Annotated in this window: 16 protein-coding genes; 12 read left to right on the plus strand and 4 right to left on the minus strand. The window is 70.4% G+C overall.

What is annotated here, in order from left to right; all coding sequences use genetic code 11:
* Together D455_RS0109975 and D455_RS0109980 are read right to left on the minus strand one after the other, a co-directional pair.
* A partial coding sequence (locus D455_RS0109975) for a thioester domain-containing protein (protein ID WP_017570585.1) occupies positions 1-905 on the minus strand: 905 nt, incomplete at its 3' end.
* 394 nt (positions 906-1,299) lie between these two features.
* Positions 1,300-2,472, minus strand: coding sequence for a thioester domain-containing protein (locus D455_RS0109980; protein ID WP_026122484.1), 1,173 nt, complete (start codon positions 2,470-2,472; stop codon positions 1,300-1,302).
* Positions 2,473-2,770: 298 nt separating this feature from the next.
* Here D455_RS0109980 and gatB point away from each other — a divergent pair, with 298 nt between their 5' ends.
* The 10 genes from gatB (at position 2,771) to cimA (ending at position 19,339) form a co-directional block, all read left to right on the plus strand.
* Entirely contained in the window at positions 2,771-4,267 is a 1,497-nt protein-coding gene (gene gatB / locus D455_RS0109985) for an Asp-tRNA(Asn)/Glu-tRNA(Gln) amidotransferase subunit GatB (RefSeq protein ID WP_017570587.1), read from the plus strand.
* A 523-nt stretch (positions 4,268-4,790) separates the two neighbouring features.
* Complete coding sequence (locus tag D455_RS0109990; protein ID WP_017570588.1) at positions 4,791-7,496, plus strand: putative bifunctional diguanylate cyclase/phosphodiesterase; 2,706 nt, start codon at positions 4,791-4,793, stop codon at positions 7,494-7,496.
* 174 nt (positions 7,497-7,670) lie between these two features.
* The gene (locus D455_RS29965; RefSeq protein WP_241480224.1) at positions 7,671-8,462 is read left to right on the plus strand and encodes a hypothetical protein; all 792 of its coding nucleotides are present in this window, start codon (positions 7,671-7,673) and stop codon (positions 8,460-8,462) included.
* A 422-nt stretch (positions 8,463-8,884) separates the two neighbouring features.
* On the plus strand, positions 8,885-10,645 hold the full coding sequence (locus tag D455_RS0110000; RefSeq protein WP_017570590.1) for an acetolactate synthase large subunit: 1,761 nt from the start codon (positions 8,885-8,887) through the stop codon (positions 10,643-10,645).
* Between the two features lie 21 nt (positions 10,646-10,666).
* A complete protein-coding gene (gene ilvN, locus D455_RS0110005) occupies positions 10,667-11,191 on the plus strand; it encodes an acetolactate synthase small subunit (RefSeq protein WP_017570591.1) in 525 nt (174 codons plus the stop codon).
* 93 nt (positions 11,192-11,284) lie between these two features.
* Positions 11,285-12,280, plus strand: a complete 996-nt coding sequence (ilvC, locus tag D455_RS0110010; protein WP_193789422.1) for a ketol-acid reductoisomerase — start codon at positions 11,285-11,287, stop codon at positions 12,278-12,280.
* Positions 12,281-12,609: 329 nt separating this feature from the next.
* Positions 12,610-14,199 carry a phosphoglycerate dehydrogenase gene (serA, locus tag D455_RS0110015; RefSeq protein ID WP_017570593.1) on the plus strand — a complete coding sequence of 530 codons (1,590 nt, stop codon included), beginning with the start codon at positions 12,610-12,612 and terminating at the stop codon, positions 14,197-14,199.
* Between the two features lie 749 nt (positions 14,200-14,948).
* On the plus strand, positions 14,949-16,013 hold the full coding sequence (locus D455_RS0110025; RefSeq protein WP_017570595.1) for a 3-isopropylmalate dehydrogenase: 1,065 nt from the start codon (positions 14,949-14,951) through the stop codon (positions 16,011-16,013).
* Positions 16,014-16,265: 252 nt separating this feature from the next.
* Positions 16,266-17,381, plus strand: a complete 1,116-nt coding sequence (locus D455_RS0110030; RefSeq protein WP_017570596.1) for a branched-chain amino acid aminotransferase — start codon at positions 16,266-16,268, stop codon at positions 17,379-17,381.
* Between the two features lie 347 nt (positions 17,382-17,728).
* The gene (gene cimA / locus D455_RS0110035; protein ID WP_017570597.1) at positions 17,729-19,339 is read left to right on the plus strand and encodes a citramalate synthase; all 1,611 of its coding nucleotides are present in this window, start codon (positions 17,729-17,731) and stop codon (positions 19,337-19,339) included.
* A 39-nt stretch (positions 19,340-19,378) separates the two neighbouring features.
* Here the strand turns inward: cimA and D455_RS0110040 are convergent, their stop codons facing one another.
* Both D455_RS0110040 and D455_RS0110045 read right to left on the minus strand, forming a co-directional pair.
* The gene (locus tag D455_RS0110040; RefSeq protein ID WP_017570598.1) at positions 19,379-20,938 is read right to left on the minus strand and encodes a carbamoyltransferase C-terminal domain-containing protein; all 1,560 of its coding nucleotides are present in this window, start codon (positions 20,936-20,938) and stop codon (positions 19,379-19,381) included.
* A gap of 144 nt (positions 20,939-21,082) precedes the next feature.
* Positions 21,083-21,919 (minus strand): DUF3152 domain-containing protein, encoded by an 837-nt coding sequence (locus D455_RS0110045; RefSeq protein WP_026122486.1) that lies wholly within the window; start codon positions 21,917-21,919, stop codon positions 21,083-21,085.
* Between the two features lie 367 nt (positions 21,920-22,286).
* Between D455_RS0110045 and D455_RS0110050 the strand changes: the two genes are divergently transcribed.
* Both D455_RS0110050 and D455_RS0110055 read left to right on the plus strand, forming a co-directional pair.
* Entirely contained in the window at positions 22,287-23,087 is an 801-nt protein-coding gene (locus D455_RS0110050) for a fumarylacetoacetate hydrolase family protein (protein WP_017570600.1), read from the plus strand.
* Between the two features lie 100 nt (positions 23,088-23,187).
* Positions 23,188-24,225, plus strand: a complete 1,038-nt coding sequence (locus D455_RS0110055; protein ID WP_017570601.1) for a GDSL-type esterase/lipase family protein — start codon at positions 23,188-23,190, stop codon at positions 24,223-24,225.
* Positions 24,226-24,398: the final 173 nt, after the last annotated feature.

The raw sequence follows: 24,398 nt of genomic DNA on the forward strand, positions 1-24,398 counted from the left end.
GTCTCGCCGCCCTGCGCCGTGATCAGGGTCTGGGTCTCCCGGTTCTCGTCCTCACCCTGGAACAGGCGGCCGGTCTCGACGGTCGCGCTGGTGGTCAGGGAGAAACTGGCCTCGCCCGGGGCGGCGTCGGCCGGGACGGAGAAGCCGACGGTGTCGCCGCTGTTGACCGTGGTGACGGGCTCGCCGCTCTCGATGTCGACCAGCTCGACACCCTCGGGGGCGGACAGGTCGACCGGAACGTCGCTGCCGTTGGTCTCGATGAGGAACTCACCGACGGTCTCACCGGCGCTGCCGGAGGCCTGGCCCGGGGTGATGCTCAGAGCCGGGGCGGGCTCGGCGGTCTGCGGGAGCTCCTCGGCGTTCTCGACGAGGTGGGTGTAGACGGCCTTGACGTCGTCGGAGTTGTCCTCCTCGAGGTGGACCTCGTTGCTGAAGTACCAGATCGCGGCCTGGGTGGCGGCCAGGGCGTCCTGCTCGCTCAGCCCGTCGACACCGGCGGCGGCACCCAGCTCCTGGGTGCTCACGCTCGGGTAGGAGTTCTGGAGGATCCAGTGGACCTTGGCGGGCGCGGCGAACTCGCCCTTGCCCGGGTAGTTGGCCCAGTCGTCCTCCAGGTACCAGGCACCGGAGCGGATGCTCGTCTCGAAGTCGATGCAGTAGGTCGTCAGGACCGTGCCGTCTTCGAGCTTCAGGTTGAAGAGGGTGGTGCCGATGGTCTGGCCGTTCACGGTGACGTCGGTGCCGGACTCGGCGTTGCCGACGTACTGGGCCCGGGCGGAACCCTCGTAGGTCTCCACGGTGTCGTCGGCGGCCGCGGGGGCGGCCAGGCCGAAGGCGAGGAACGCGGCGGCGGTGGCCGCGAGGCCCGTGCGGGCGGCGGTTCGGGGGAGGGAGGAGTTGCTCACATTGTGTCCCGGTGTGTTCTAGGGGTAACCGGATGGTAGGTATCCGCCCAAGGGGCAATGGGGAGCCGATGGGACGGACTGCGCTGGCCACGGCGCGGCGGTCACTGGGAAATCGGTGCCGCCTGTCGCGTTCACCCGAGGGGGTCACCACGTGTGGGGTTGGAGCGTGGCGCCGTCTGGAACGGGCGCGATCTTCCTGTGGGGCTCGCTCTGACACGGGAGCTGGCCGCGTTCGCCGTGGGGTGCCAGCGCCTGCCCGATACTAGCGACACCGTCGGCGAGTTCCAAGCTGGTTCGCGAAAAATGTCCCCTGATACGGGCATGGGAATATTCGTTCCAGGTTGGACCAGATTATGTCCAAGAGTTATGCAACGAAATGCGGAGTCGCGCGTCCTCAGTCGCGCCGTTTGCGGCCCAGAACCAGGATGATCAGGCCTGACACCACCAGGGCACCGGCGATGACCAGAAGTCCGGACAACCAGGTTCCGGTGAGGGCGAGACCGTCCTCGGAGTTTCGGTCCACCTCTTCGGGAGAGGTCTCCGCCTCCGGTGACTCCTCCGGAGCGGCCTCGCCGAGGGTGGGTTCCGGCTCCTCCACGGGCACTGACCCGGGGGTCCGCTCGGCCTCCGGCTCCGGCGACTCCTCCGCGAGCCAGGTGAGCGTCGCGGTGGCCGACCTCGTCGCCGAACCCGCCTCGGCGGTCACCAGGGACTGGGTGCGCGCCCCGTTCCGTCCGGTGAACAGGCGCCCCTCCGGCAACGGCAGGTCCTGGCCGCGCAGCCGCAGGGTCGCCACCCCCGCCGGGACCGAGGGGTCCACCTCCAGGAAGACCTGGTCGCCGTCGCCCACCCGCGTCACCTGCTCACCGGCCTCGTTGACCAGCCAGGACGAGGGAGCGCCCCGCACCGACACCGACACCGGGCCCGTTCCGGAGCTGTGCACGGTCAACGGGCCCAGGGGCTCGGTCGGGGCGACCTCCTCCACATGGGCCGGGGACACCCCCAGGGAACGGGAGGTGGTGTCGTCGGCCGCCGTCTCGCTGCCCTCCACCAGGTGGTCGTACAGGGCGAGGACCACGGGATCGTTGGCGGCGCGGTCCAGTTCCACCCCGTCCAGCACGTGCCACAGGGCGGCCTGGGTGGCCGCGATCGCCTGGCCCTCGACCACGCCGAGCAGGTCCGTCCCCTCCGTCAGGGGAAGGAGTTCGACCGCGGGGTAGGAGTTGGCGACGATCCAGTTCGCCCGGTCGACCGGATCCGTTTCCCCGAGGGTTTCGGTCCACTCCGTACTGTTGGACCACGCTGACTCCACGTAGGCCGTGTGGGGGCGGACCTCCCCGTCCGCGGTCGCCGTGTAGGCCCGTACCGAGGTCTGGTTGGACACACGCAGGCTGAACAGCGCCGTGCCGGTCTCCTGACCGTCGGCGAGGACGAGTGCCGCACCCTCGATCGGGTCGCGGTCCACACGTGAGAAGTCGTCGGCGCTGGCTGAGGGGGCACCCAGCAGGGGGCCGACCAGGGCTGCGGAGGCAAGCAGCGCGGCGCACCGACGCAGGATGCCGGACATGCTCGTGCGCTCCCGTGAGAAGGCGGCGGCCGCTGTGCGGACCAACCGGCGAATATCGTCTTCCTGGGCCACCCAGACTAACGGTCCGGCACCCCGGGACAGCGGACATTCCCCTGACAGCGGCCCAATCGTGTACTGGCTGTGATGTCCGGTGACCCAGCCGTGTTCCGTTGTCGGGTTCCCCACTCCCGTGTGCTCGGTAGGCTGGTCGCGAAGGTATGTCCTCTACGGAAGCGGGTTTGCGGCGATGGCCCACGCGGTAACTCCTAGCCCTGCCACGAACAGCGGTCCTGCGCCGGTGGCCTATGAGCGGGCACTGGCCAAGTACGAGCCCGTGCTCGGCCTGGAGACCCACATCGAACTGGGCACCGCCTCCAAGATGTTCTGCTCCTGCCCCACCGAGTTCGGGGCCGAGCCCAACACCCAGGTCTGCCCGGTCTGCCTGGCGCTGCCCGGTTCGCTGCCGGTCGTCAACGAGAAGGCGGTCGAGGGCGCCATCCGTCTGGGCCTGGCGCTCAACTGCTCCATCGCCCCCTGGGGGCGGTTCGCCCGGAAGAACTACTTCTATCCGGACATGCCGAAGAACTACCAGATCTCCCAGTACGACGAGCCGATCTGCGTCGACGGCCACCTCGACGTCACCGTGGACACCCCCGACGGCCCGCGCGTGTTCCGCGTGGACATCGAGCGCGTCCACATGGAGGAGGACACCGGCAAGACCTCCCACGTGGGCGGGGCCACCGGCCGCATCCACGGCGCCGACCACTCCATCGTCGACTACAACCGCGCGGGCATCCCGCTGCTGGAGATCGTGACCAAGCCCGTCACCGGCACCGGTGACCTGGCGCCCCTGGTCGCCCGCGCCTACGCCGCCGAGCTGCGCGACCTGGTCCGCTCCCTGGGCATCTCCGACGTGCGCATGGAGGAGGGATCCATGCGCTGCGACGTCAACGTCTCCATCCAGGAGCGCGGCACCACGGAGTGGGGCACCCGCAGCGAGACCAAGAACGTCAACTCCCTGCGTTCGGTCGAGCGGGCCGTGCGCTCGGAGATCGAGCGCCAGGCGGGCGTGCTCGACGCCGGGCAGAAGGTCGTGCAGGAGACCCGCCACTTCCAGGAGAACACCGGCCGCAGCGTCTCCGGCCGCTCCAAGGAGGAGGCGCAGGACTACCGCTACTTCCCGGACCCCGACCTGGTTCCCGTCGCTCCCTCCGACGCGTGGGTGGAGGAGCTGCGCGCCACCCTGCCGGAGCTGCCCGCCGCCAAGCGCGCCCGGGTCCGCTCCGAGTGGAACCTCACCGACACCGAGCTGCGCGACCTGGTCAACGCCGACGCCATCGAGCTGGTCGAGGCGACCGTGGCCGAGGGCGCCCCGTCGGACGAGGCCCGCAAACTGTGGCTGAACGAGCTGTCCCGCCGCGCCACCGAGCAGGAGGTGGAGCTGGCCGCCCTGCCCATCACCCCGGCCCAGGTCGCGCGGATCATCGCCCTGGTCGCCGAGGGCACGCTCACCAACAAGCTCGCCCGCCAGGTGGTGGAGGGCGTGCTGGCCGGTGAGGGCGAGCCCGACGCCGTGGTCGAGGCCCGCGGCCTCAAGGTGGTCAGTGACGACGGAGCGCTGGGCACGGCCGTGGACGAGGCCATCGCGAGCAACCCCGACGCCGCCGACAAGGTGCGCGGCGGCAAGGTCGCCGCGGCCGGTGCCCTGGTGGGCGCCGTCATGAAGGCGACCCGGGGCCAGGCGGACGCGGGACGCGCCCGCGAGCTCATCCTGGAGAAGCTCGGCGCGAGCTGATCCCCTCACCGACGTCGTCCGTGGACCCGACGTCCACGGACGGCGGCCGTGTCCGTGCTGTCGGCCTCGTTGGTTCCGCCGGTTCTGTCGGTGCCCGCTGGCATCCTCGCATGGGCCGGTGGCGCCCGGGTAGGCGAGAGACGGCCCCCGGGGCCCACGCCGCGTCGCCCGGGAGGGTGGAAGGCCGGGGCGAGGGGCCGCGGCGCACCGGGAGAGCGGGGCGGGGGCAACGCTCGGCGATCACGATGGGTGACGGATCCGTCGTCATCTCTCATCCGGTCCTCAATCGCTGTGTGACCTTGGTTGCGTAGGGTTGCCACGCACGGGGGCGTGTACGGTCCCTCGGGCCGTCCCGCCGCCGGCTCGTCCCAGTCCCGCGAGACCCTGGGCGACAGACGCGGTGCAGGGCGCTGTGCCGCGTCCGGATTCGAACGACGCGAGGTGGGTGCGCCATGTCCGAGGAGAGAGCGCGACCACGGCACGGAGCCGTGTCGGCCGCGACGCGCCCACTGGGAGGTCGGTGATGGTAACCCGGGCACGCCGCCTGTGGGTCATGCTCCTGGGGGCGTTGTTCCTGCTCTACGTCGTGGGGGCGTTCGTTCCCGCGGCGCCGGACAGCGTGACCGCCGCGCTCGACGAGTGGCCCACGTCCGTGGCGGCCGGGGCGGCCGGACTGTCCCTGCTCTACGCCGCGCGCCGCTGGGAGACCACCGGTGCCGACCGGGACGCCCACGCCGACGGTGCGGACGGGCCCGCCGCCCTGCGGTACCTCGGCTTCGCCGCGCTGGCCTGGTGCGCGGGTGGCGTCACTCACGGTCTCATCCGTCTCTTCAGCTCAGCGTCGCTCCTGTCGCTCACTCTCGGTGACCTCTTTGCTCTGACAGCCCTGCCACTCTTCGTGGTCGGCTTCACCCGTTTCGCGCCGTGGCCGGGAGGTCTGCGGACCGCGCTGCGGCACGTGACCGACAGCTACGTGTGCGCCGCCGCGGTCTTCTCCGTGGTGTGGCTGCTGCTGTTCTCCCCGCTCTACCAGGAGCTGGGGGAGGGGGCCGGGTTCCTCGGCTTCGCCCTGGTCTACCCGGTCGCCGACATCGTCGTGCTGTGCCTGCTCGTACCGCTGGTGTTCATGTCGCCGCACAGCACGCGGCGTGCGGTGCTGGTGGCCATCGGGGCCCTCATCGTCATCGCCGGCGCGGACATCCTCGGTGCGCTCACCCGCCTGACCGGCCCCCCCTTCCTCGGGGGGATCGAGCACCCGGTGCGGTTCCTGGGCTTCGCCCTGCTGGGCGCGCTGCCGTGGCTGGTGGAACACCGGCCGGGTACGCACCCGCGCCGGATCACCGGCCGGGGCCTGTACCGCTTCGCGCCCGAGCTCGCGGCGGTCGGCGCGGTGTTCGTCGCCACCGTGGTGCTGACCGTGGCCGGGGTCCGCCTGCCCGGGGTGGCACCGGTACTGCCGCTGGCCGCGGGCACCGCCGTGGTGGTGCTGCTGGTGCGCGTGGTGGGCATGCTGGAGGAGAACGCCACCCTCTCCCGCATGGTCCGCAACCGCGAGGTCCACTTCCACGAACTGGCGCGCAACAGCGGCGACGTCATCCTCGTGCTGGACCGCGACGGCGGTGTGTACTACGTCAGTCCGGGCACCGCCGAGGCGTTCGGCTACCGGCTCGACGACGTGCTCGCCGCCCCGGTCACCGCGCTCATCCACCCCGAGGACCTGGGGCGCACCAGGGCCGTCACCGACCTGTTCGCCGAGCGCGGCGCGCAGGGCGTGCACATGCGGCTGCGGGTACGGGCCGCCGACGGCACCTGGCGGCACACCGAGTCCACGATCTCCCTGTACGAGCAGCCGGGCGAACCCGACCGGCTGCTGGTGACCACCCGCGACATCAGCGCGCAGGTGGCGCTCCAGGACGAGGTGGAGCACCTGACGTTCCACGACGGCGTGACCGGGCTGCCCAACCGCGCCTACCTGGAGGAGCGGGCCAGCGACGTGTTGGCGCACCGGGCGATGAGCGAGGAGCACACCGGGGACGTCGCGGTGATCTTCCTGGACCTGGACGGGTTCACGGCGGTCAACGACTCCGCCGGGCACGTACGCGGCGACCACCTGCTCGGCCAGGCGGCCCGCAGGCTGCGCGGCGAGGTCGACTCCGACGCGACCCTGGCGCGCTGGGGCGGGGACGAGTTCGCGGTCCTGATCGAGAACGTGCCCAGGGCCCAACGGGTGGTGGACCTGGCCGAGCGTCTGGGCCGGGTCATCGCCTCGGAGCCCTTCCCGGTCGCGGACCGGGACATCATGCTGACCGCCAGCATCGGGGTGGCCTTCGCCGAGCCCGTCACCGACAGCGGCGAGCTGCTGCGCAACGCCGACGTGGCGATGACCCGCGCCAAGGAGCGCGGGGCGGGCCACGTGGAGGTGTACGCCGCGCACATGCACGACACGGTGGTCTCCCGCCTGGAGCTCCAGATCCGCCTGCGCGAGGCGCTGGCCAAGGAGGAGTTCTTCCTGGAGTACCAGCCGGTCGTGGACCTGGGCAGCTCTCAGGTGACCTCGGTGGAGGCACTGGTGCGCTGGGACCGCGACGGCGAGACGGTCGGCCCGGAGGAGTTCATCGGCGCGGCCGAGGAGTCGGGCCTGATCGTGCCGCTTGGCGAACGGATCCTGCGCGAGGCCTGCGGGAAGGTCGCGGTGTGGCGGATCTCGGACTGGGACATCGGCCTGTCGGTGAACCTGTCGGTCAAGCAGGTGCTGTCGCCGCGCTTCGTGGAGACGGTGGCGGGCGTCCTCGCCGAGACGGGGCTCCCGGCCGGGGTGCTCACCCTGGAGGTCGACGAGGAGGTCCTGCTCGACGACGGCGGCGAGGCCGTGCAGCGCCTGGGGGAGCTGCGCGACCTGGGCGTGCGGCTGGCCATCGACGACTACGGGATGGGCTACGCGTCCCTCGCGCACCTGCGCAAGCTGAGCGTGGACGCGATCAAGATCGACCCGTCGTTCGTGGCGGACCTGGGCCGCGACGACACGGTCACGCTGCTCACGCACACGATCATCCAGCTGGGGCGCGACCTCGGCGTGCAGGTGGTGGCCGAGGGGATCGAGCGCCCCGAGCAGCTGGAGCAGCTGCGCGCGATGGGCTGTGACCACGGCCAGGGCTTCCTGGTGGCCCGCCCGATGCCCGCGAGCGGAGTCGAGTCGCTGGTCGGCGGCGAGGCCGGGGTCAGCCTTTAGGCGCGTGCGCCTGAGAGCGACATATGCGGACGTTGTGCCTTTGGCCTGCGGAGATGGTGACACGCCCGCTAATTTTCCGGCATGCCCTCACAAGAACACGAGTTCCCCCTCGATCTCATTCGGCATGACCCGACGTTCGCGACGGAGCTTCTCCAGGAGGTCACGGGGAAGCCGTTGCCCGAACACACACGGGTGCGCTGCGACGCGGCGGAGGCCACGCGCACCGCGCCCACGTATCTGAACTCGGACTCGTTGGTGGTCTGCGAGCGTCCTCCCCTGCCTCATGAGAGGCAGGACGAGCCAGTGCCGGTCCTCGCGATCATCACCGAACCCCAGAACAAGTGGGATCCGCACAAGCCCTACAGTTGGCCCTGCTACGTGGCCAACATCCGCCATCGGCTCAAGTGCCCGATCGCGCTGTTGGTCCTCACACCGACCACGGCGCTCGCTCGGCGTTACTCCCCGCCCATCGACCTGGGCTGCGGTGAGATCCGCCCTCTGGTCCTCGCCCTGGACACCCTCGCCCCCGTCACCGACCGGAGTGTGGCGGCGGCGCACCCGGTACTGACCATCCTCGCCCTGGCCTCGAACCCGACAGACGACAAGGACGCCCTGGAGGCCCTGACCGTGGCTCTGAAGAGCCTCGATACCTCCGCGTCGTCGCTGTACTCTGACTATGTGCTCGCGGCTCTGTCCGCGACCGCCCTAAGCTCCCTGGAGGAGATCATGACCGTGCGTGACTACGAGTTCCGGACCGAACTGATCGGCCGTCCCTTCCGGGAGGGCCGGACCGAGGGCCGGATCGAGGGTCGGATCGAGGCGATCCTGGGTGTGCTGGACTCCCGGGGGATCGCGGTGTCGGACGAGGCGCGCGAGCGGATCACCGGCTCCTCGGACCTCGGCGAGCTGGACCGGTGGGTCCGCCGGGCGGCGAAGGTCGACAGCGCCGAGGACCTCTTCGCCTGAGCGTGGACGCCGGACGGTCGCGCACGCTCCCGCCCGGCGTTCCACTCCGTGGACCCGTGTTCGTCCGGACTGCGGTGTGCGTCACATGTCAGGTGCGCGACCTGTCCGGATTCGCCCATGTGGCAGGGGTTTTCGCGTTCGCGGGCGCGGCCGTATGCTGACATGTGCGTCTCATATGGCGAGACAATATGTCGTTCTGGTTGACGGGCGGGCTCTCCGTCGGCCACTGTTATGAACGTGCAGAGCAACTCCCTGATTCTCGTACTTGGTCGGCGCGCAGCCCGCTGAGTTTCTTCTGCTGCGCGCCACCCCTCAACCGCCGTCGGCGGTGGGGGTTTTTTTATTGCCACATCAAGCCCAGAGATCAGAACCATCAGGCCAGAGCCCCCGTGCCGCTCTGACCCTCGCTGAAGGATCGTGAGATGACCGAGCAGATGACCGGCGCCCAATCGCTGATCAGGTCGCTGGAGCAGGTTGGCGTTGACACTGTCTTCGGGATCCCCGGCGGTGCCATCCTCCCGGCCTACGACCCGCTCTACGACTCGGCCAAGGTGCGTCACATCCTCATGCGCCACGAGCAGGGAGCCGGTCACGCCGCCGAGGGCTACGCCTACGCCACCGGCCGTCCCGGGGTGTGCATGGCCACCAGCGGACCCGGTGCCACCAACCTCGTCACCCCGCTCGCCGACGCCCACATGGACTCGGTGCCGATGGTCGCCATCACCGGTCAGGTCGCCTCACCGGCGATCGGCACCGACGCCTTCCAGGAAGCCGACATCTGCGGCATCACCATGCCGATCACCAAGCACAACTTCCTGGTCAAGGACGTCCGCGAGATCCCCAGGACCATCGCCGAGGCCTTCCACATCGCCTCCAGCGGACGCCCCGGCCCCGTCCTGGTCGACATCTCCAAGGACGCGCTCCAGAACGTGAGCGACTTCGTCTGGCCCGAGCGCCTCGAACTGCCCGGCTACCGCCCGGTCACCAAGCCCCACGGCAAGCAGGTCCGCGAGGCCGCGCGCATGATCGCCGAGGCCCGACGCCCCGTGTTCTACGTCGGCGGAGGCGTCCTGCGCGCCGGTGCCGCCGCCGAGCTGCGCGTCCTGGCCGAGCTCACCGGCGCCCCCGTCGTCACCACCCTGATGGCCCGCGGCGTCTTCCCCGACAGCCACCCCCTGTTCGTGGGCATGCCCGGCATGCACGGCGACGTGGCCGCCGTCGGCGCCCTCCAGAAGTCCGACCTCATCGTGGCCCTGGGCGCGCGCTTCGACGACCGCGTCACCGGCCGTCTGGACAGCTTCGCCCCCGACGCCAGGATCGTCCACGCCGACATCGACCCCGCCGAGATCTCCAAGAACCGCCACGCCGACGTGCCCATCGTCGGCGACTGCCGGGAGGTCCTCGCCGACCTGGTCGTGGCCGTGCGCGCCGACCAGGAGAAGGGCCGCCAGGGCGACTACGAGGCCTGGTGGCAGCAGCTCAACCGCCTGCGCACCACCTACCCCAAGGGGTACGAGGGCACCGAGGACGGCAGCCTGTCCCCGCAGGCCGTCATCGAGCGCCTGGGCAGGGTCGTGGGGCCGGAGGCCACCTACGTCGCCGGGGTCGGCCAGCACCAGATGTGGGCCGCCCAGTTCATCGACCACGAGCGCCCCGGCTCCTTCGTCAACTCCGGCGGCCTCGGCACCATGGGCTTCTCCGTTCCCGCCGCGCTCGGCGCCAAGGTCGGCGACCCCGACCGGACCGTGTGGTCGGTCGACGGGGACGGCTGCTTCCAGATGACCAACCAGGAGCTGGCCACCTGCGCCATCGAGGGCATCCCGATCAAGGTCGCGGTGGTCAACAACGGCAACCTGGGCATGGTCCGCCAGTGGCAGACCCTGTTCTACGAGGGCCGTTACTCCAACACCGACCTCCAGACCGCGCCGCGCGACGAGAAGGTCCGCATCCCCGACTTCGTCCGCCTCGCGGAGGCGTACGGTTGTGTCGGTCTGCGCTGCGAGCGAGCCGAGGACATCGACGCCACCATCGAGAAGGCCATGGCCATCGACGACGCTCCCGTCGTCGTGGACTTCACGGTCAACCACGACGCCATGGTCTGGCCGATGGTCGGCCCCGGCGTCAGCAACGACAACATCCAGTACGCGCGCGACATGGCGCCGAACTGGGAACACGAGGACTAAAGAGAAGAAGGCGAAACCACCATGAGCAGTCACACGCTTTCCGTTCTGGTGGAGGACACCCCGGGTATCCTCGCCCGCGCCTCCGCCCTCTTCTCCCGTCGTGGCTTCAACATCGACTCGCTCAGTGTCAGCAACACCGAGCACCCAGGACTGTCCCGGATGACAATCGTGGTCAACTGCGACCTCCACCCCTTGGAGCAGGTGACCAAACAGCTCAACAAGCTGGTCAACGTCGTCAAGATCGTGGAGATGGACACCACCGCGTCGGTCCGGCGCGAGCTGCTGCTCGTCAAGGTCAAGGCCGACGCGTCCAGCCGCACCCACGTGCTACAGACGGCCGAGCTGTTCCGCGCGCACGTCGTGGACGTCAGCCCGGACGTCGTCGTCATCGAGGCCACCGGCGACCCCGAGAAGCTCGATGCCCTGGTGAGGAACCTGGAGCCGTTCGGTATCCGGGAACTCGTCAAGTCAGGGCTGGTCGCCTTGGGCCGCGGCCCCCGGTCGATCGCCGACCGCTCCCTGCGCGCCGTCGAGCGCAGTGCCTAGGAGCGTTCTCCGACTCGCTCCGCCCGCGGGTCCGGGCACGGCCGGGCCCCGCCGCGTCCCCACCGAATGTTGAGAAATAAGGAGTAACCCCAAGTGGCAGCACAGATGTACTACGACGACGCCGCGGACCTCTCGCTCATCCAGAGCAAGAAGGTCGCCGTGATCGGTTACGGCAGCCAGGGGCACGCGCACGCGCTCTCGCTGCGCGACTCGGGTGTGGACGTCCGGATCGGCCTCGCCGAGGGGTCGAGGAGCCGCGCGAAGGCCGAGGAGGAGGGACTGCGCGTCCTCACCCCCGCCGAGGCCACCCGCGAGGCCGACGTCATCATGATCCTGGTCCCCGACCACATCCACCGGGACCTCTACGCGGCCGAGATCGCGCCGAACCTGGAGTCGGGCAACGCCCTCTTCTTCGGCCACGGCTTCAGCATCCGCTACGGCCTCATCACCCCGCCCGAGGGCGTGGACGTCGCCATGGTCGCCCCCAAGGGCCCGGGCCACCTGGTCCGCCGCCAGTACGAGGCCGGGCGCGGCGTGCCCTGCCTGGTCGCGGTCGAGAAGGACGCCAGTGGTCAGGCCTGGGAGCTGGCGCTGTCCTGGGCCAAGGGCATCGGCGGCACCAAGGCGGGTGTCATCAGGACCACCTTCACCGAGGAGACCGAGACCGACCTGTTCGGCGAGCAGGTCGTGCTCTGCGGCGGCACCGAGGAGCTGGTCAAGGCCGGTTTCGCCACCCTGGTCGAGGCGGGCTACCAGCCGGAGATCGCCTACTTCGAGTGCCTGCACGAGCTCAAGCTCATCGTCGACCTCATGTACGAGGGCGGCATCTCCAAGATGAACTGGTCGGTCTCGGACAACGCCGAGTACGGCGGCTACACCCGCGGCCCGCGCCTGATCACCGAGCAGACCCGCCAGGAGATGCGCAAGGTCCTCGGCGAGATCCAGGACGGCTCCTACGCCAAGGAGCTCATGGACGAGTTCGACGCCGGTCAGCCGACCTTCACCAAGCGTCGTGAGGCCGAGCAGAACGAGCAGATCGAGAAGGTGGGCGCCGAGCTGCGCCCGCTGATGAGCTGGCTCAAGGCCTAGTTCTTTCGGGGCCTCCGCTTCGCTTCGACCCGTGTTCGGGTGCCCGGAGAACGGGAACCTTCGGATTCTCCGGTGGGACGGCTCGTTCCTCGCAGTCCCACCTACGAATCCTCCAGAACCCCGTGGGCACCCGAACGCTCCCTGGGGCTGAGGTAAACGCGAGAGGCCTGGAGAGAGCCTGGTGAACCACGGGGACAGGTGGCTGTGACCACCTGTCCCCATCAGGCTTTCCTACCCTGCCACTAGACTTTCGATCGGCCGTCTCCCCGATCCGGGCAGCGCCCACACCACGAGCGCGGTCGGATCGCTCCACCCGAAAAGGAACCGTTGTGCCCAAACCCGCCGTACTCGTAGCGGAAAAGCTCTCGCCCGCCGGAATCGCGCTCCTCGAGGAGGACTTCGAGGTACGCCACGTCGACGGCGCCGACCGGTCCCAGCTGCTGCCCGCCCTCGCCGACGTCGACGCCCTCATCGTGCGCAGCGCGACCCAGGTGGACGCCGAGGCGCTGGCCGCCGCCTCCCGTCTCCAGGTGGTCGCCCGGGCCGGTGTCGGTCTGGACAACGTGGACGTGGAGGCCGCGACCAAGGCGGGCGTCCTGGTGGTCAACGCGCCGACCTCCAACATCATCAGCGCCGCCGAGCAGGCCGTGAACCTGCTGCTGGCCAGCGCCCGCAACACCGCTCCGGCGCACAACGCGCTGGTCAACGGCGAGTGGAAGCGGTCCAAGTACACCGGCGTCGAGCTCTACGAGAAGACCGTCGGTGTGGTCGGCCTCGGCCGTATCGGCGCCCTGGTCGCGCAGCGCCTGTCGGCCTTCGGCACCAAGGTCATCGCCTACGACCCCTTCGTCCAGCCCGCCCGGGCGGCCCAGATCGGTGTGGAGATGACCACGCTGGACGAACTGCTGGAGCGTTCGGACTTCATCACCATCCACCTGCCCAAGAACAAGGACACGCTGGGCCTGATCGGTGACGAGGCCCTGAACAGGGTCAAGCCCAACGTGCGCATCATCAACGCCGCGCGCGGCGGCATCCTCGACGAGGACGCGCTCTACCGGGCCCTCAAGGACGGCCGCGTGGCGGGCGCGGGCATCGACGTGTTCGCCAAGGAGCCGTGCACCGACAGTCCCCTCTTCGAGTTCGAGAGCGTGGTCGTGGCCCCCCACCTGGGCGCCAGCACCACCGAGGCCCAGGAGAAGGCGGGCACCCAGGTCGCCCGCTCGGTCAAGCTGGCCCTGTCCGGCGAGTTCGTCCCCGACGCCGTGAACGTGCAGGGCACCGGTGTGGCCGAGGACGTCAAGCCGGGCCTGCCCCTGACCGAGAAGCTCGGCCGCGTGTTCACCTCCCTCGCGGGCACGATCGCCAGCCGCATCGACGTCGAGGTCCGCGGCGAGATCGCCTCCCACGACGTCAAGGTGCTCGAACTGGCCGCTCTCAAGGGCGTGTTCGCCGACGTGGTCGAGGACACCGTGACCTTCGTCAACGCCCCGCTGCTGGCCAAGGAGCGCGGCGTGGAGGTCAACCTCGTCACCAGTGACGACCACAGCGACTGGCGCAACCTCATCTCGGTCCGCGGCGTGCTCGCCGACGGTACCCGCGTGTCGGTCTCGGGCACCCTGACCGGCCCCCGCCAGGTCGAGAAGCTGGTGGAGATCAACAACTACACCATGGAGATCGGCCTGGCCGAGCACATGGTGTTCCTGTCCTACGAGGACCGCCCCGGCATCGTCGGCAAGGTCGGCGCCCTGCTCGGCGAGGCGGACGTCAACATCGCGGGCATGCAGGTCATCCGGGACAAGGAGGGCGGCAAGGCGCTGATCGCGCTCACCGTGGACTCCGCCGTGTCCGACGACGTCCTCGCCTCGATCTCCGGTGAGATCGACGCCGACGTCAGCCGCCAGGTCGACCTGGAGGACTGAGGATCCCGTGGGGCGCCCGGGGTCCTCCCCGGGCGGTCGGCGGTACGGGGCCGCACCACACACCCGGCGCTCGCGGGCGCCGACGGCGTGGTGCGGCCCCGACGCGTTGCCGGGGTCCTCGGCGTCCTCCACCGCCGTCGCGGGGCCCGCGTGGCCCGTGCGGGCTGACGGGGGACGGCTCGGAACCGACCCCGCTGGCCAGCGGACACGCCGTACCGTCTCACATGGTGAGAAGCCCTGGCCATATAGTTGGACATCCGATATTCTGACGTCCTAGGAGTCAGCCGCGTCCGCCCCCACCGGGGTCCGCGCCGGCGTCCCACGGCAGCCGATCCCGCCTGGGTGTACTCCTTCCTCCGTGGACACCGTCGCCCACGTTCCGCGCTCCACCGCCGTTCGGCGCGAACCGCTCCGGACCCCGCGCGTGCGCACCACCGCAGAGCATCCCTGGCCGATCCGTCGCCCGGGCCGGTCACGCAACGCAACCGGAGGACCTCATGTACGACATGGCCGAGTACCCGTCCGCGCCCGACTCCCAGGACGAGATCAACCGCGCCCTCCAGGACGCCCTCAACCGCCGGGCCTGAGCGGACCCCGGAGGGGAAGGCCCCGGAAAGCGGCCGGGGCCTGGGGAGACCGGGATGCCAACGCTCCTCCGGAGCGGTAGGGTTGTCTCATTCAGTGTTCATCCTGGTCTCACCATTCGAGAAAGCATCGGTGGGATCGTGTCCGAAGCAGAGGCAGGCCGTATGGCAGCGCGCACCGTGAAACTGGCGGTCATCCCCGGTGACGGGATCGGTCCCGAGGTCGTCACCGAGGGCCTCAAGGTGCTGGAGGTCGCGGCCTCCCAGCACGATCTCGCCATCGAGACCACCGAGTACGAGTTGGGCGCCAGGCTCTGGCACCGCACCGGTGAGACCCTGCCCGACTCGGTGAAGTCCGAGCTGTCCGGACACGAGGCCATCTACCTGGGCGCCGTCGGCGACCCGTCGGTCCCCAGCGGGGTCCTGGAGCGCGGCCTGCTGCTGCGTCTGCGCTTCGACTTCGACCACTACGTCAACCTGCGCCCCGTCCGCCTCTACCCCGGGGTGAGCAGCCCGCTGGCGGGCGTGGGCCCCGAGGACATCGACATGCTGGTGGTCCGCGAGGGCACCGAGGGCCCGTACGCGGGAGCCGGGGGAGTGCTGCGCAAGGGCACCCCGCACGAGATCGCCACCCAGGACAGCGTCAACACCCGCTTCGGCGTCGAACGCGTCGTCCGCTACGCCTTCGACAGGGCCGCCTCCCGTCCGCGCAGGAAGCTCACCCTGGTCCACAAGGACAACGTCCTGACCTTCGCCGGTGAGCTGTGGCAACGCGTGGTCCGCGAGGTCGGCGCCGAGTACCCGCAGGTCGACGTGGACTACTGCCACGTCGACGCCGCGTCGATGTTCTTCGTCAACCAGCCCGCCCGCTTCGACGTGGTGGTCACCGACAACCTCTTCGGCGACATCATCACCGACATCGGCGCCGCCATCACCGGCGGCATCGGGCTGGCCGCCAGCGGGAACGTCAACCCGGACCGCACCTTCCCCAGCATGTTCGAGCCCGTCCACGGTTCCGCGCCCGACATCGCGGGCCAGGGCAAGGCCGACCCCACCGCCACGGTGCTCTCGGCCGCCACCATGCTGGACCACCTCGGAGTTCCCGAGGCGGCCCGCCGCATCGAGGCCGCGGTCGCCACGGACCTCAAGACCCGCGTCCAGAGCGACGCGGTCCGCTCCACCTCCCAGATCGGCGACGACCTCGCCGCGCGAGTAGCCGAGCAGGGCTGACGCGTACGCCGAAAGCCCTGCCCCTTCCCGAGGCGCGGCTGACGGCCCAGTCACGAACCACCGCCGACAGGCGCGCCCGGGCCACCGAGCGCGCCCGTCGTCGTGCCCGCGTGTGTTCCGTGCCGACCGGCCGCGGAACCGCCCGCGCGTGCACCGCCCCACGCCCCTGGCACCGGGTGCGCTCTTCCGACAGACTGGATACCAGGTCGGCGGCGCTGCCGACCTGATGCACCCGAGAGGACCATCGACAACATGAACAACGACACCACCACAAGCGGGTTGGCGTTCGACATCCAGCTCTCCGACAGGCGGAAGACCCCGCAGGAACGAGAGGCGCTGCTGGAGAATCCCGGGTTCGGCCAGGTGTTCACCGACCACATGGTGAGCATCCGCTACACCGAGGGGAAGGGGTGGCACGACGCGAAGCTGGAGCCGTACGGTCCGCTGAGCCTGGACCCGGCCACCGCCGCCCTCCACTACGCCCAGGAGATCTTCGAGGGCCTCAAGGCCTACCGACACCCCGACGGCTCGCTCGCCTCCTTCCGTCCGGAGGCCAACGCCGCCCGCTTCAACCGCAGCGCGGCGCGCATGGCGATGCCCGAACTCCCCGAGGAGCTCTTCCTCCGGTCCATCGAACTCCTCCTGGAGCACGACGGCGACTGGGTTCCGGACAAGGAGGGCTTCAGCCTGTACCTGCGTCCGTTCATGATCGCCACGGACGTCGGCCTCGGGGTCAACAACCCGTCCCGCAGCTACGTCTACCTGCTGATCGCCTCGCCGGTCGGCTCGTACTTCTCGGGTGGCGTCAAACCGGTGACGGTGTGGCTCTCCAAGGACTACACGCGCGCCGCGCCGGGCGGCACGGGCGCGGCCAAGTTCGCGGGCAACTACGCGGCGAGCTTCCTCGCCCAGGCCCAGGCCGTTCGGCAGGGCTGCGACCAGGTGGTCTGGCTCGACGCCCGCGAGCACCGCTGGGTCGAGGAGATGGGCGGCATGAACCTGTGGTTCGTGTTCGGCTCGGGTGAGAACGCGCGGCTGCGCACGCCGGGACTGACCGGGACCCTGTTGCCCGGCATCACCCGCGAGTCGCTGCTGACCCTGGCCCCCGACCTCGGCATCCCGGCCGAGGAGGCGCCGATCTCCACCGACGAGTGGCGCGAGGCCGCTGAATCCGGGGAGATCACGGAGGTGTTCGCCTGCGGTACCGCGGCCGTGATCACCCCGGTCGGGCACGTCAAGAGCGACGACGGCGAGTTCACCATCGGCGACGGGACCCCCGGTCCGGTCACCATGCGCCTGCGCGAGGAGCTGGTGGGCCTCCAGACGGGTCTGCGCTCCGACAAGTACGGCTGGATCACCAGGTTCTAGGGCCTGTCCCGTGATCCGAGCGGGCCGTCCGGACGGGTTCCGGGCGGCCCGCTCCCATGCTGTGGGGCCTCACCGTCAGGGCTTTTCGCGGGGCTCCGGCGGGGCGCCGGATATGTCCGGTGTGAGGAACGCCCCTCTCACATGGCGAGACAAAAAGCCGGTGAGCACCGAAAACCCGGCCGCCCTGTGGCACACTGGCCTCATGCCGTCTCAGGTTCTCATTATCGTGAGGCGCGCTGGCTGACCATCGGACGCCGCCAGCGCGCTGACCTCTCGTGTCCACGAGGGGTCTTTTTTGTTGGCGGGGACCGATCACACCACGGCATCCACCTTCGGGAGTTCCACCCATGAGGGACGACAGTTTCCACGTCTTCGACACCACGCTGCGCGACGGGGCCCAGCGCGAGGGGATCAACCTGCGGGTCTCCGACAAGCTGGCCATCGCGCAGCTGCTCGACGACTTCGGTGTGGCGTTCATCGAGGGAGGGTGGCCGGGGGCGAACCCCAAGGACACCGAGTTCTTCCAGCGGGCTTCACGAGAGCTGACGCTGAAGCACGCGCGACTCACCGCGTTCGGCGCGACCCGCCGTGCCGGTGTGAAGGCCGCCGACGACCCACAGGTGGCCGCCCTGCGCGACAGCGGCGCACCGGTCGTCACCCTTGTCGCCAAGAGTGACGACCGGCACGTCGAACGCGCCCTGCGCACGACCCTCGACGAGAACCTCGCCATGATCGCCGACACGGTGTCCCACCTGCGCGAACACGGCCAGCGCGTGTTCGTGGACTGTGAGCACTTCTTCGACGGATACCACCACGACCCCGACCACGCGCTCGACGTGGTCCGCGCCGCCGCCGGAGCCGGAGCCGACGTCGTCGTCCTGTGCGACACCAACGGCGGCATGCTTCCCACCGACATCACCCGCGTCGTCACCGAGGTCCGCGAGGCCACCGGCGCCCGCCTGGGCATCCACGCCCAGGACGACACCGGCTGCGCCGTCGCCAACACCCTCGCCGCCGTCGACGCGGGCGCCACCCACGTGCAGTGCACCGCCAACGGGTACGGCGAACGGGTCGGCAACGCCAACCTCTTCTCCGTGGTCGGCGCGCTCACCCTCAAGCGCGGCCGTGAGGTCCTCCCCGAGGGCTGCCTGGCCGAGATGACCCGCGTGGCCACCGCCATCGCCGAGATCGTCAACCTCGCACCGGACACCCACCAGCCCTACGTGGGCGTGTCGGCCTTCGCCCACAAGGCCGGTCTGCACGCCTCCGCCATCAAGGTCGACCCCGACCTGTACCAGCACACCGACCCCGCGCTGGTCGGCAACTCCATGCGCATGCTCGTCTCGGACATGGCCGGGCGCGCCTCCATCGAGCTCAAGGCCAGGGAGCTGGGCCTGGACCTGTCCGGCGACCGCGCCCTGTCGGGCCGGGTCGTGGAGCGGGTCAAGGGCCTGGAGCTGTCCGGCTACAGCTTCGAGGCCGCCGACGCCTCCCTGGAGCTGCTGCTGCGCGAGGAACTGGGCCAGCCGGTCCGCTACTTCGACACCGAGTCCTGGCGGGTCATCACCGAACGCCGTCCCCGCGTCGGCGCCAGCCCGCTCTCCAGCGACTACGAGAGCCTCTCCGAGGCCACCGTCAAACTGCGGGTCAAGGGCGAGCGCGTGATCGCCACCGCGGAGGGCAACGGCCCGGTGAACGCCCTGGACCGGGCGCTGCGCACCTCCATGGAGAGCGTGTACACCGCACTGGCCGGTCTGGAGCTGACCGACTACAAGGTCCGCATCCTGGAGGGCACCTCCGGCACCAACGCCATCACCCGCATCCTCATCACCTTCGGCGACGGGTCGGGGGAGTGGACCACGGTCGGCGTGGGGCCGAACGTCATCGACGCCTCCTGGGTCGCGCTCGAGCAGGCCGTCACCTACGGTCTGCTCCGGCAGGGCTACCCGCAGGGCTGACCGGGGCCGCCGGGGAGCCCCGAGCCGTCGCCCGGCCGCTCAGGCTCCCCGCCGCCGGAACCAGACGTCGTCCACCACCATGTCGTCCAGTCCCTGCGCCTCGGCCAGGTCCATCAGGTCGGACATCCGGTTGACGAACCCGCGCGCCTTGAAGTTCAGCGACGTGTTGCACAGCACCCCGACACCGTGCCGGTCGGCGAAGGCCGACAGCAGCGCGTGCAGCGGCGGGTGGTGCGCGGGTTCCACGGTCTGGGCGCGCGCGGACCCGTCCACGTGCGTGACCGCCGCCAGGTCGGGGGAGCGCAGGGTGCGGAAGTAGAGCATGTGGGGATCGGGGAAGTCCTCCTCGAACACCTTGCCCACGTCCTCGATCCGGCAGCAGGGGGCGATGGGCCGGTAGTCCTCACGCTTCTTGATCGCGTTGAGCCGGTCGCGGGTGGCGGCCCGGAAGGGTTCGGCCAGGAGCGACCGGTGGCCCAGCGCACGGGGTCCGATCTCCCAGCGGCCCTGTACCCACGCCACGACGTGGCCTTCGCCGACCACGCGGGCGAGCTCCCGGTGGTCCAGGGGAACGCGTTCCCGACGGCCCGGGTCGGGCTCGGCGTCCCGGACGAATTCCAGGCCGCTGTCCACACTCCAGTCGATGAAGGGGTCGCCCGTCATCGCGTGCTGGGCGTCGATCGCGGTCCCCACCGCCGAACCGGAGTCGTTGGCGCACGGGGGCACGAAGACCGAGGAGAAGAACGGCGACCGGCGCCACAGCCCGTTCCAGTCGCAGTTGAGACCGCACCCTCCCGCGACGCGCAGCGGGAGTCCCGGGGGCAGGTGGCGCTCGGCCGCCTCGGCGAACACCTCGAAGAGGCGCCGGTTGAGCAGTGCCGCCGCGTTCACGGTCCGCGGTGCGGTCACGCCCGCGTTGTGGAAGGGCGCGTCGCGGAACAGGCCCTTGGGCGCGGGGTAGATGGTCTCGACGTCCAGGACGCGCTCCACCGCCTCGGCGGTCCGCGCGTCGACGTCCTCGGGGTCGCCGTAGGCGGCCAGGGCCATGAGCTTGCCGCTGAAGTCCAGGTCGGGTACCGCCCCGGAGTCGGGGAAGGTCGGGTCGGCGACGGCGAACAGGAAGGCGTAGCGCGCGCCCGGCTCGGAGAGCACGGGGACCTCGCGGACCACGGTGAAGTCCGCGTCCACCAGGTAGAAGGCGCCGACCACGCCCTCCCAGACCAGTACGGCCTGCTGGGCGTGGTACTCGCGCGGGGCCATGCCGACCGCCGACATGATGTGGGAGCGCACGTGGGAGGAGGAGAAGGAGGTCACCCGCTCCCCGAAGAACCGTGTCGTGTCGAGGGAGGGCGGGGCCACACCGTGGTATCCGGCGCCGACCGGGCGGTGCGCGGCCCCTCCGGCCGCGTTCCAGCCGCCCAGGGCGATGACGTCGGGCACACGTCCCAGACGCTCGGCCACGTCGAGGAGGACCATCGGCGTGACCTCGGCGTGCCGGGGAAAGGAGTCCTTCTCCGCCTCCAGGGACAGGACGAGTCTCCCGTCCTCGATCACGGCCACCGAACCGTCGTGGCCGGGTTTGACGCCCATCACCAGCATGCGCGGTCCCTCCCTCGGTGCTGACCGTCCGCACGACGGCCCCGTGTCGCCTTCCGTGTGTGTACGGCTACCCGAAGTCGCTGAATGTACGTACACGGCGGGAGAGAAGGATGGGGCCACCCTCGGCTGCCCCCGGTCCCGGAGTCAGTCCCCGGAGCCCTCGGGGTCCTCGGGCTCGTTCTCGGGGTGGACCCAGCCGTTGGCCTCGCACCCCTGGAGGCTCAGGGTCTGCTGCTGCATCACCGGGGCGGTCTCACCCTCCCCGGGGCAGTTCACGTGGCCGTGGCCCAGGGTGTGGCCCACCTCGTGGTTGATCAGGTAGATTCGGTAGGTCCTCAGGTCCCCCTCGAAGTGCGGGACGCCCGAGACCCAGCGGTTCTGGTTGATGATGGCCCGGTTGCCGTTCGCGCAGGACACGTACCCGTTGGTGTTCAGCGGGGCGCACAGCCGGTCCACGGTGTCCGGGGCGGCCAGCAGCACGCGGACGTCCGCGTGCTCGCCGTCCACCCGCTGCATGGAGCGCTCGCCGTCGTTGCCCCAGCTGCGCGGGTCACCCAGGATCTCCTCCACGGCGGCGGTGAAGTTCTCCGCCTCGCCGGGCAACCCGTCCTCGACCTCCACGGCGAAGGTCGTCACCGGGCCGTCGCCCATGACCTCGCTCTCACCCTCCACGACGCTGAACTCCCCGTCGGCGCTCCGCACCTCCTCCTCCGCGGAGCGGAGCAGCACCGGGGTCTCCTCCTCGGAGGGCGCGTTCCGTTCCTCGGAGGAGTCCGACTCCCGGTTCGCGGCCCCGTCCGCCGAGTCCCGGCCCCCGGAGGAGGTGGCCTGCTCACCGGCCCCCTCGGACACGCCGTCGCCGACCGGCCCGGAGACGGAGGTCTCCTCGGGGTCACCGAGGATGTCGCGGGCCCCGGGCACGCTGACCATGAGCACGGCGGCTGCCCCGGAGAGCAGGCACAGACCCAGGGCCAGTCCCATCGGGTACCGGCGGCGCCTGCGGTGCCGGGCACGGGAACGGCCCGTGGGCGAAGCGGACGTGGGCACGAGGAACACCCTCTCGACGACGGATGACGGACCCAGCATGCCAGAGCCCGTACCAAGGAAAGGCCAAGGAGGTTTCCGGGAAAACCAGGTGTGACGGGGATCGTGGCGATCCGTGCCCTCCCTGGGCCTTCGCCCGTACCCGTACGCCTACGGGCCGGTTCCGGAGCGCCCCGCGGGCCCGCCGGGTCCGCGTCCGTCCGGGAGGGAAACGACGGGCCGACGTGGTCGAATGCCATCGGGTCCCTCCGCGCGGATACCCTTCAACGGCAAGTGAGTCAACAGGGGTGCTGGGAGGCATCAGGTGCGCATCGCGCGGTTCGCGTCCGGTGACGAGGTCGGGTTCGGCCTGGTCGAGACCGACTCCGACAACGGGGAGGAGTTCGTCGCCCGGCTGAGCGGCCACCCCCTCCTCGGCGACATCAAGCTGACCGGTGAGCGCGCGAAGCTCTCCGACGTCCGGCTGCTGTCGCCGGTGCTGCCCACCAAGGTGGTCTGCATCGGCAAGAACTACGCCGACCACGTCGAGGAGATGAAGGACGTCACGGGGGAGTCCACCGACGAACCCGTGGTCTTCCTCAAGCCCTCCACCGCCGTGGCCGGGCCGTACGACCCGGTCTTCCACCCCGCGATCTCCGAGCAGGTCGACTACGAGGGTGAACTGGCCATCGTCATCTCCCGTCCCTGCCGGGAGGTGCCGCGCGAGCGCGCCAAGGACGTCATCCTCGGCTACACCGTGGCCAACGACGTCACCGCCCGCGACCTCCAGAAGAGGGACAAACAGTGGACGCGGGCCAAGGGCTTCGACTCCTTCTGCCCCATCGGCCCGTGGATCACCACCGGCATGACCATCGAGGAGGCCCAGAACCTGGCCCTCACCACCACCGTGGACGGTCAGACCCGGCAGGACGGGCACACCTCGCAGTTCATCCACGACATCCCCGACATCATCGCCCACGTCACCTCCTTCATGACCCTGCTCCCCGGTGACGTGGTCCTCACCGGCACCCCCGCCGGTGTGGGTCCCGTCGAGACCGGCCAGGAGGTCTCGGTGACCGTGGAGCGGCTGGGCACCATCAGCAACAGGGTCGTGGCCCGGGACTGAGCGTCACGACCCGCGTGCGGGGACACGCCCGTGCGCGGACGTCCAAGGGGGCCGGCGGCGTCCGCGCCACCGGTCCGCACACGTACCGGAAGGCAGCCCGTTGAACATCCCCCAACGCCGCCGCACCGTTCTCCTCGCCGCCGCGCTCGTCCTCGTGCTCGTGGCCGCGGGAGCCGTCTACTGGCAGGTCACGCGCTCCGGCGACGCGGGTGACACCGACACACGAGCGGGGGGACCCGTGAGCGAACCGCGCCGCATCATGCTGGCGGGCGACTCGATGACCCAGGGGGCCAACGGCGACCGGACCTGGCGCTACCACCTGTGGAACCATCTCTCCTCCGTCGTGGAGGGGCTGGACTTCGTCGGCCCCTACTCCGAGCCCGCGACTCCGGACATGATCCTGCCGGTTCCCACCACCGAGGACGTGGCGCCCCCGAGCCCGGACGACGATCCCGCCGAGGACTACCAGGAGCAGGGCGGAGGGACGGAGCCCCCGCGAACGGGCGCCCCGGACCCCTCCGCCGCCGAGAGCCCCGGACCGGAGGGATCGTCGGACGTCGGCGCCGCCTGGCCCGGCACGGACGGCGATCCGGACACCGCCGAGTACCTGGACCCCGACTTCGACCAGGACCACAACGCCCTGTGGGGCCGCACCCTCGGCGACGCCGCCTCCTCCATCCGGGAGGAGGTCCGCGTCCACCAGCCGGACGTGCTGTGCGTCATGCTCGGTGTCAACGACCTGCTGTGGCCGGTCACCATGGACGAGATGGAGTACCGGCTGCGCGGTTACGTGGACGCGGCCCGCGCGAGCAACCCGTACCTGCGCGTCGTGCTCGCGGAGACGCCGCCCATCGCGCTGGCCGAGTCCGACGAGGCGTTCGCCCTGCGGGCGTACGCCTACAACATCCTCGTCCGCGAGGTCGCCGCCGACATGTCCACGGAGCGGTCGCCGGTGACCAGCCTGGACGTGGCGGGCAGGGAGTCCTGGAACGCCTCCGCCGACACCTACGACGGAACCCACCCCAACGCGGGCGGGGAGATCAAGATCGCCGCCGCCTTCGCCGACGTCCTGGCGGAGGAGTACGGGATCGGCGAGGCCTACCCGCGTCCCCTGCCCGCGGCCGCCGGCGGAGGCTGAGGCGGGCGGTGACACCCTCCCGGGGGCGGGCGCCGCGCCGCCCCCCCCGGGAACGCGGTGGAGGACGGGACGGAGTGTGAGGCGGAAGCGGTGCGGCGACCAGCGGATCTCCCCGAGCCCACGTCCACCGCGGATACCCTGGGCGCGTGACTGAGACTTCGATTCGTACCCGC

Origin of the sequence: Nocardiopsis halotolerans DSM 44410 (assembly GCF_000341065.1) — a bacterium.
Taxonomy (GTDB): Bacteria; Actinomycetota; Actinomycetes; order Streptosporangiales; family Streptosporangiaceae; genus Nocardiopsis; species Nocardiopsis halotolerans.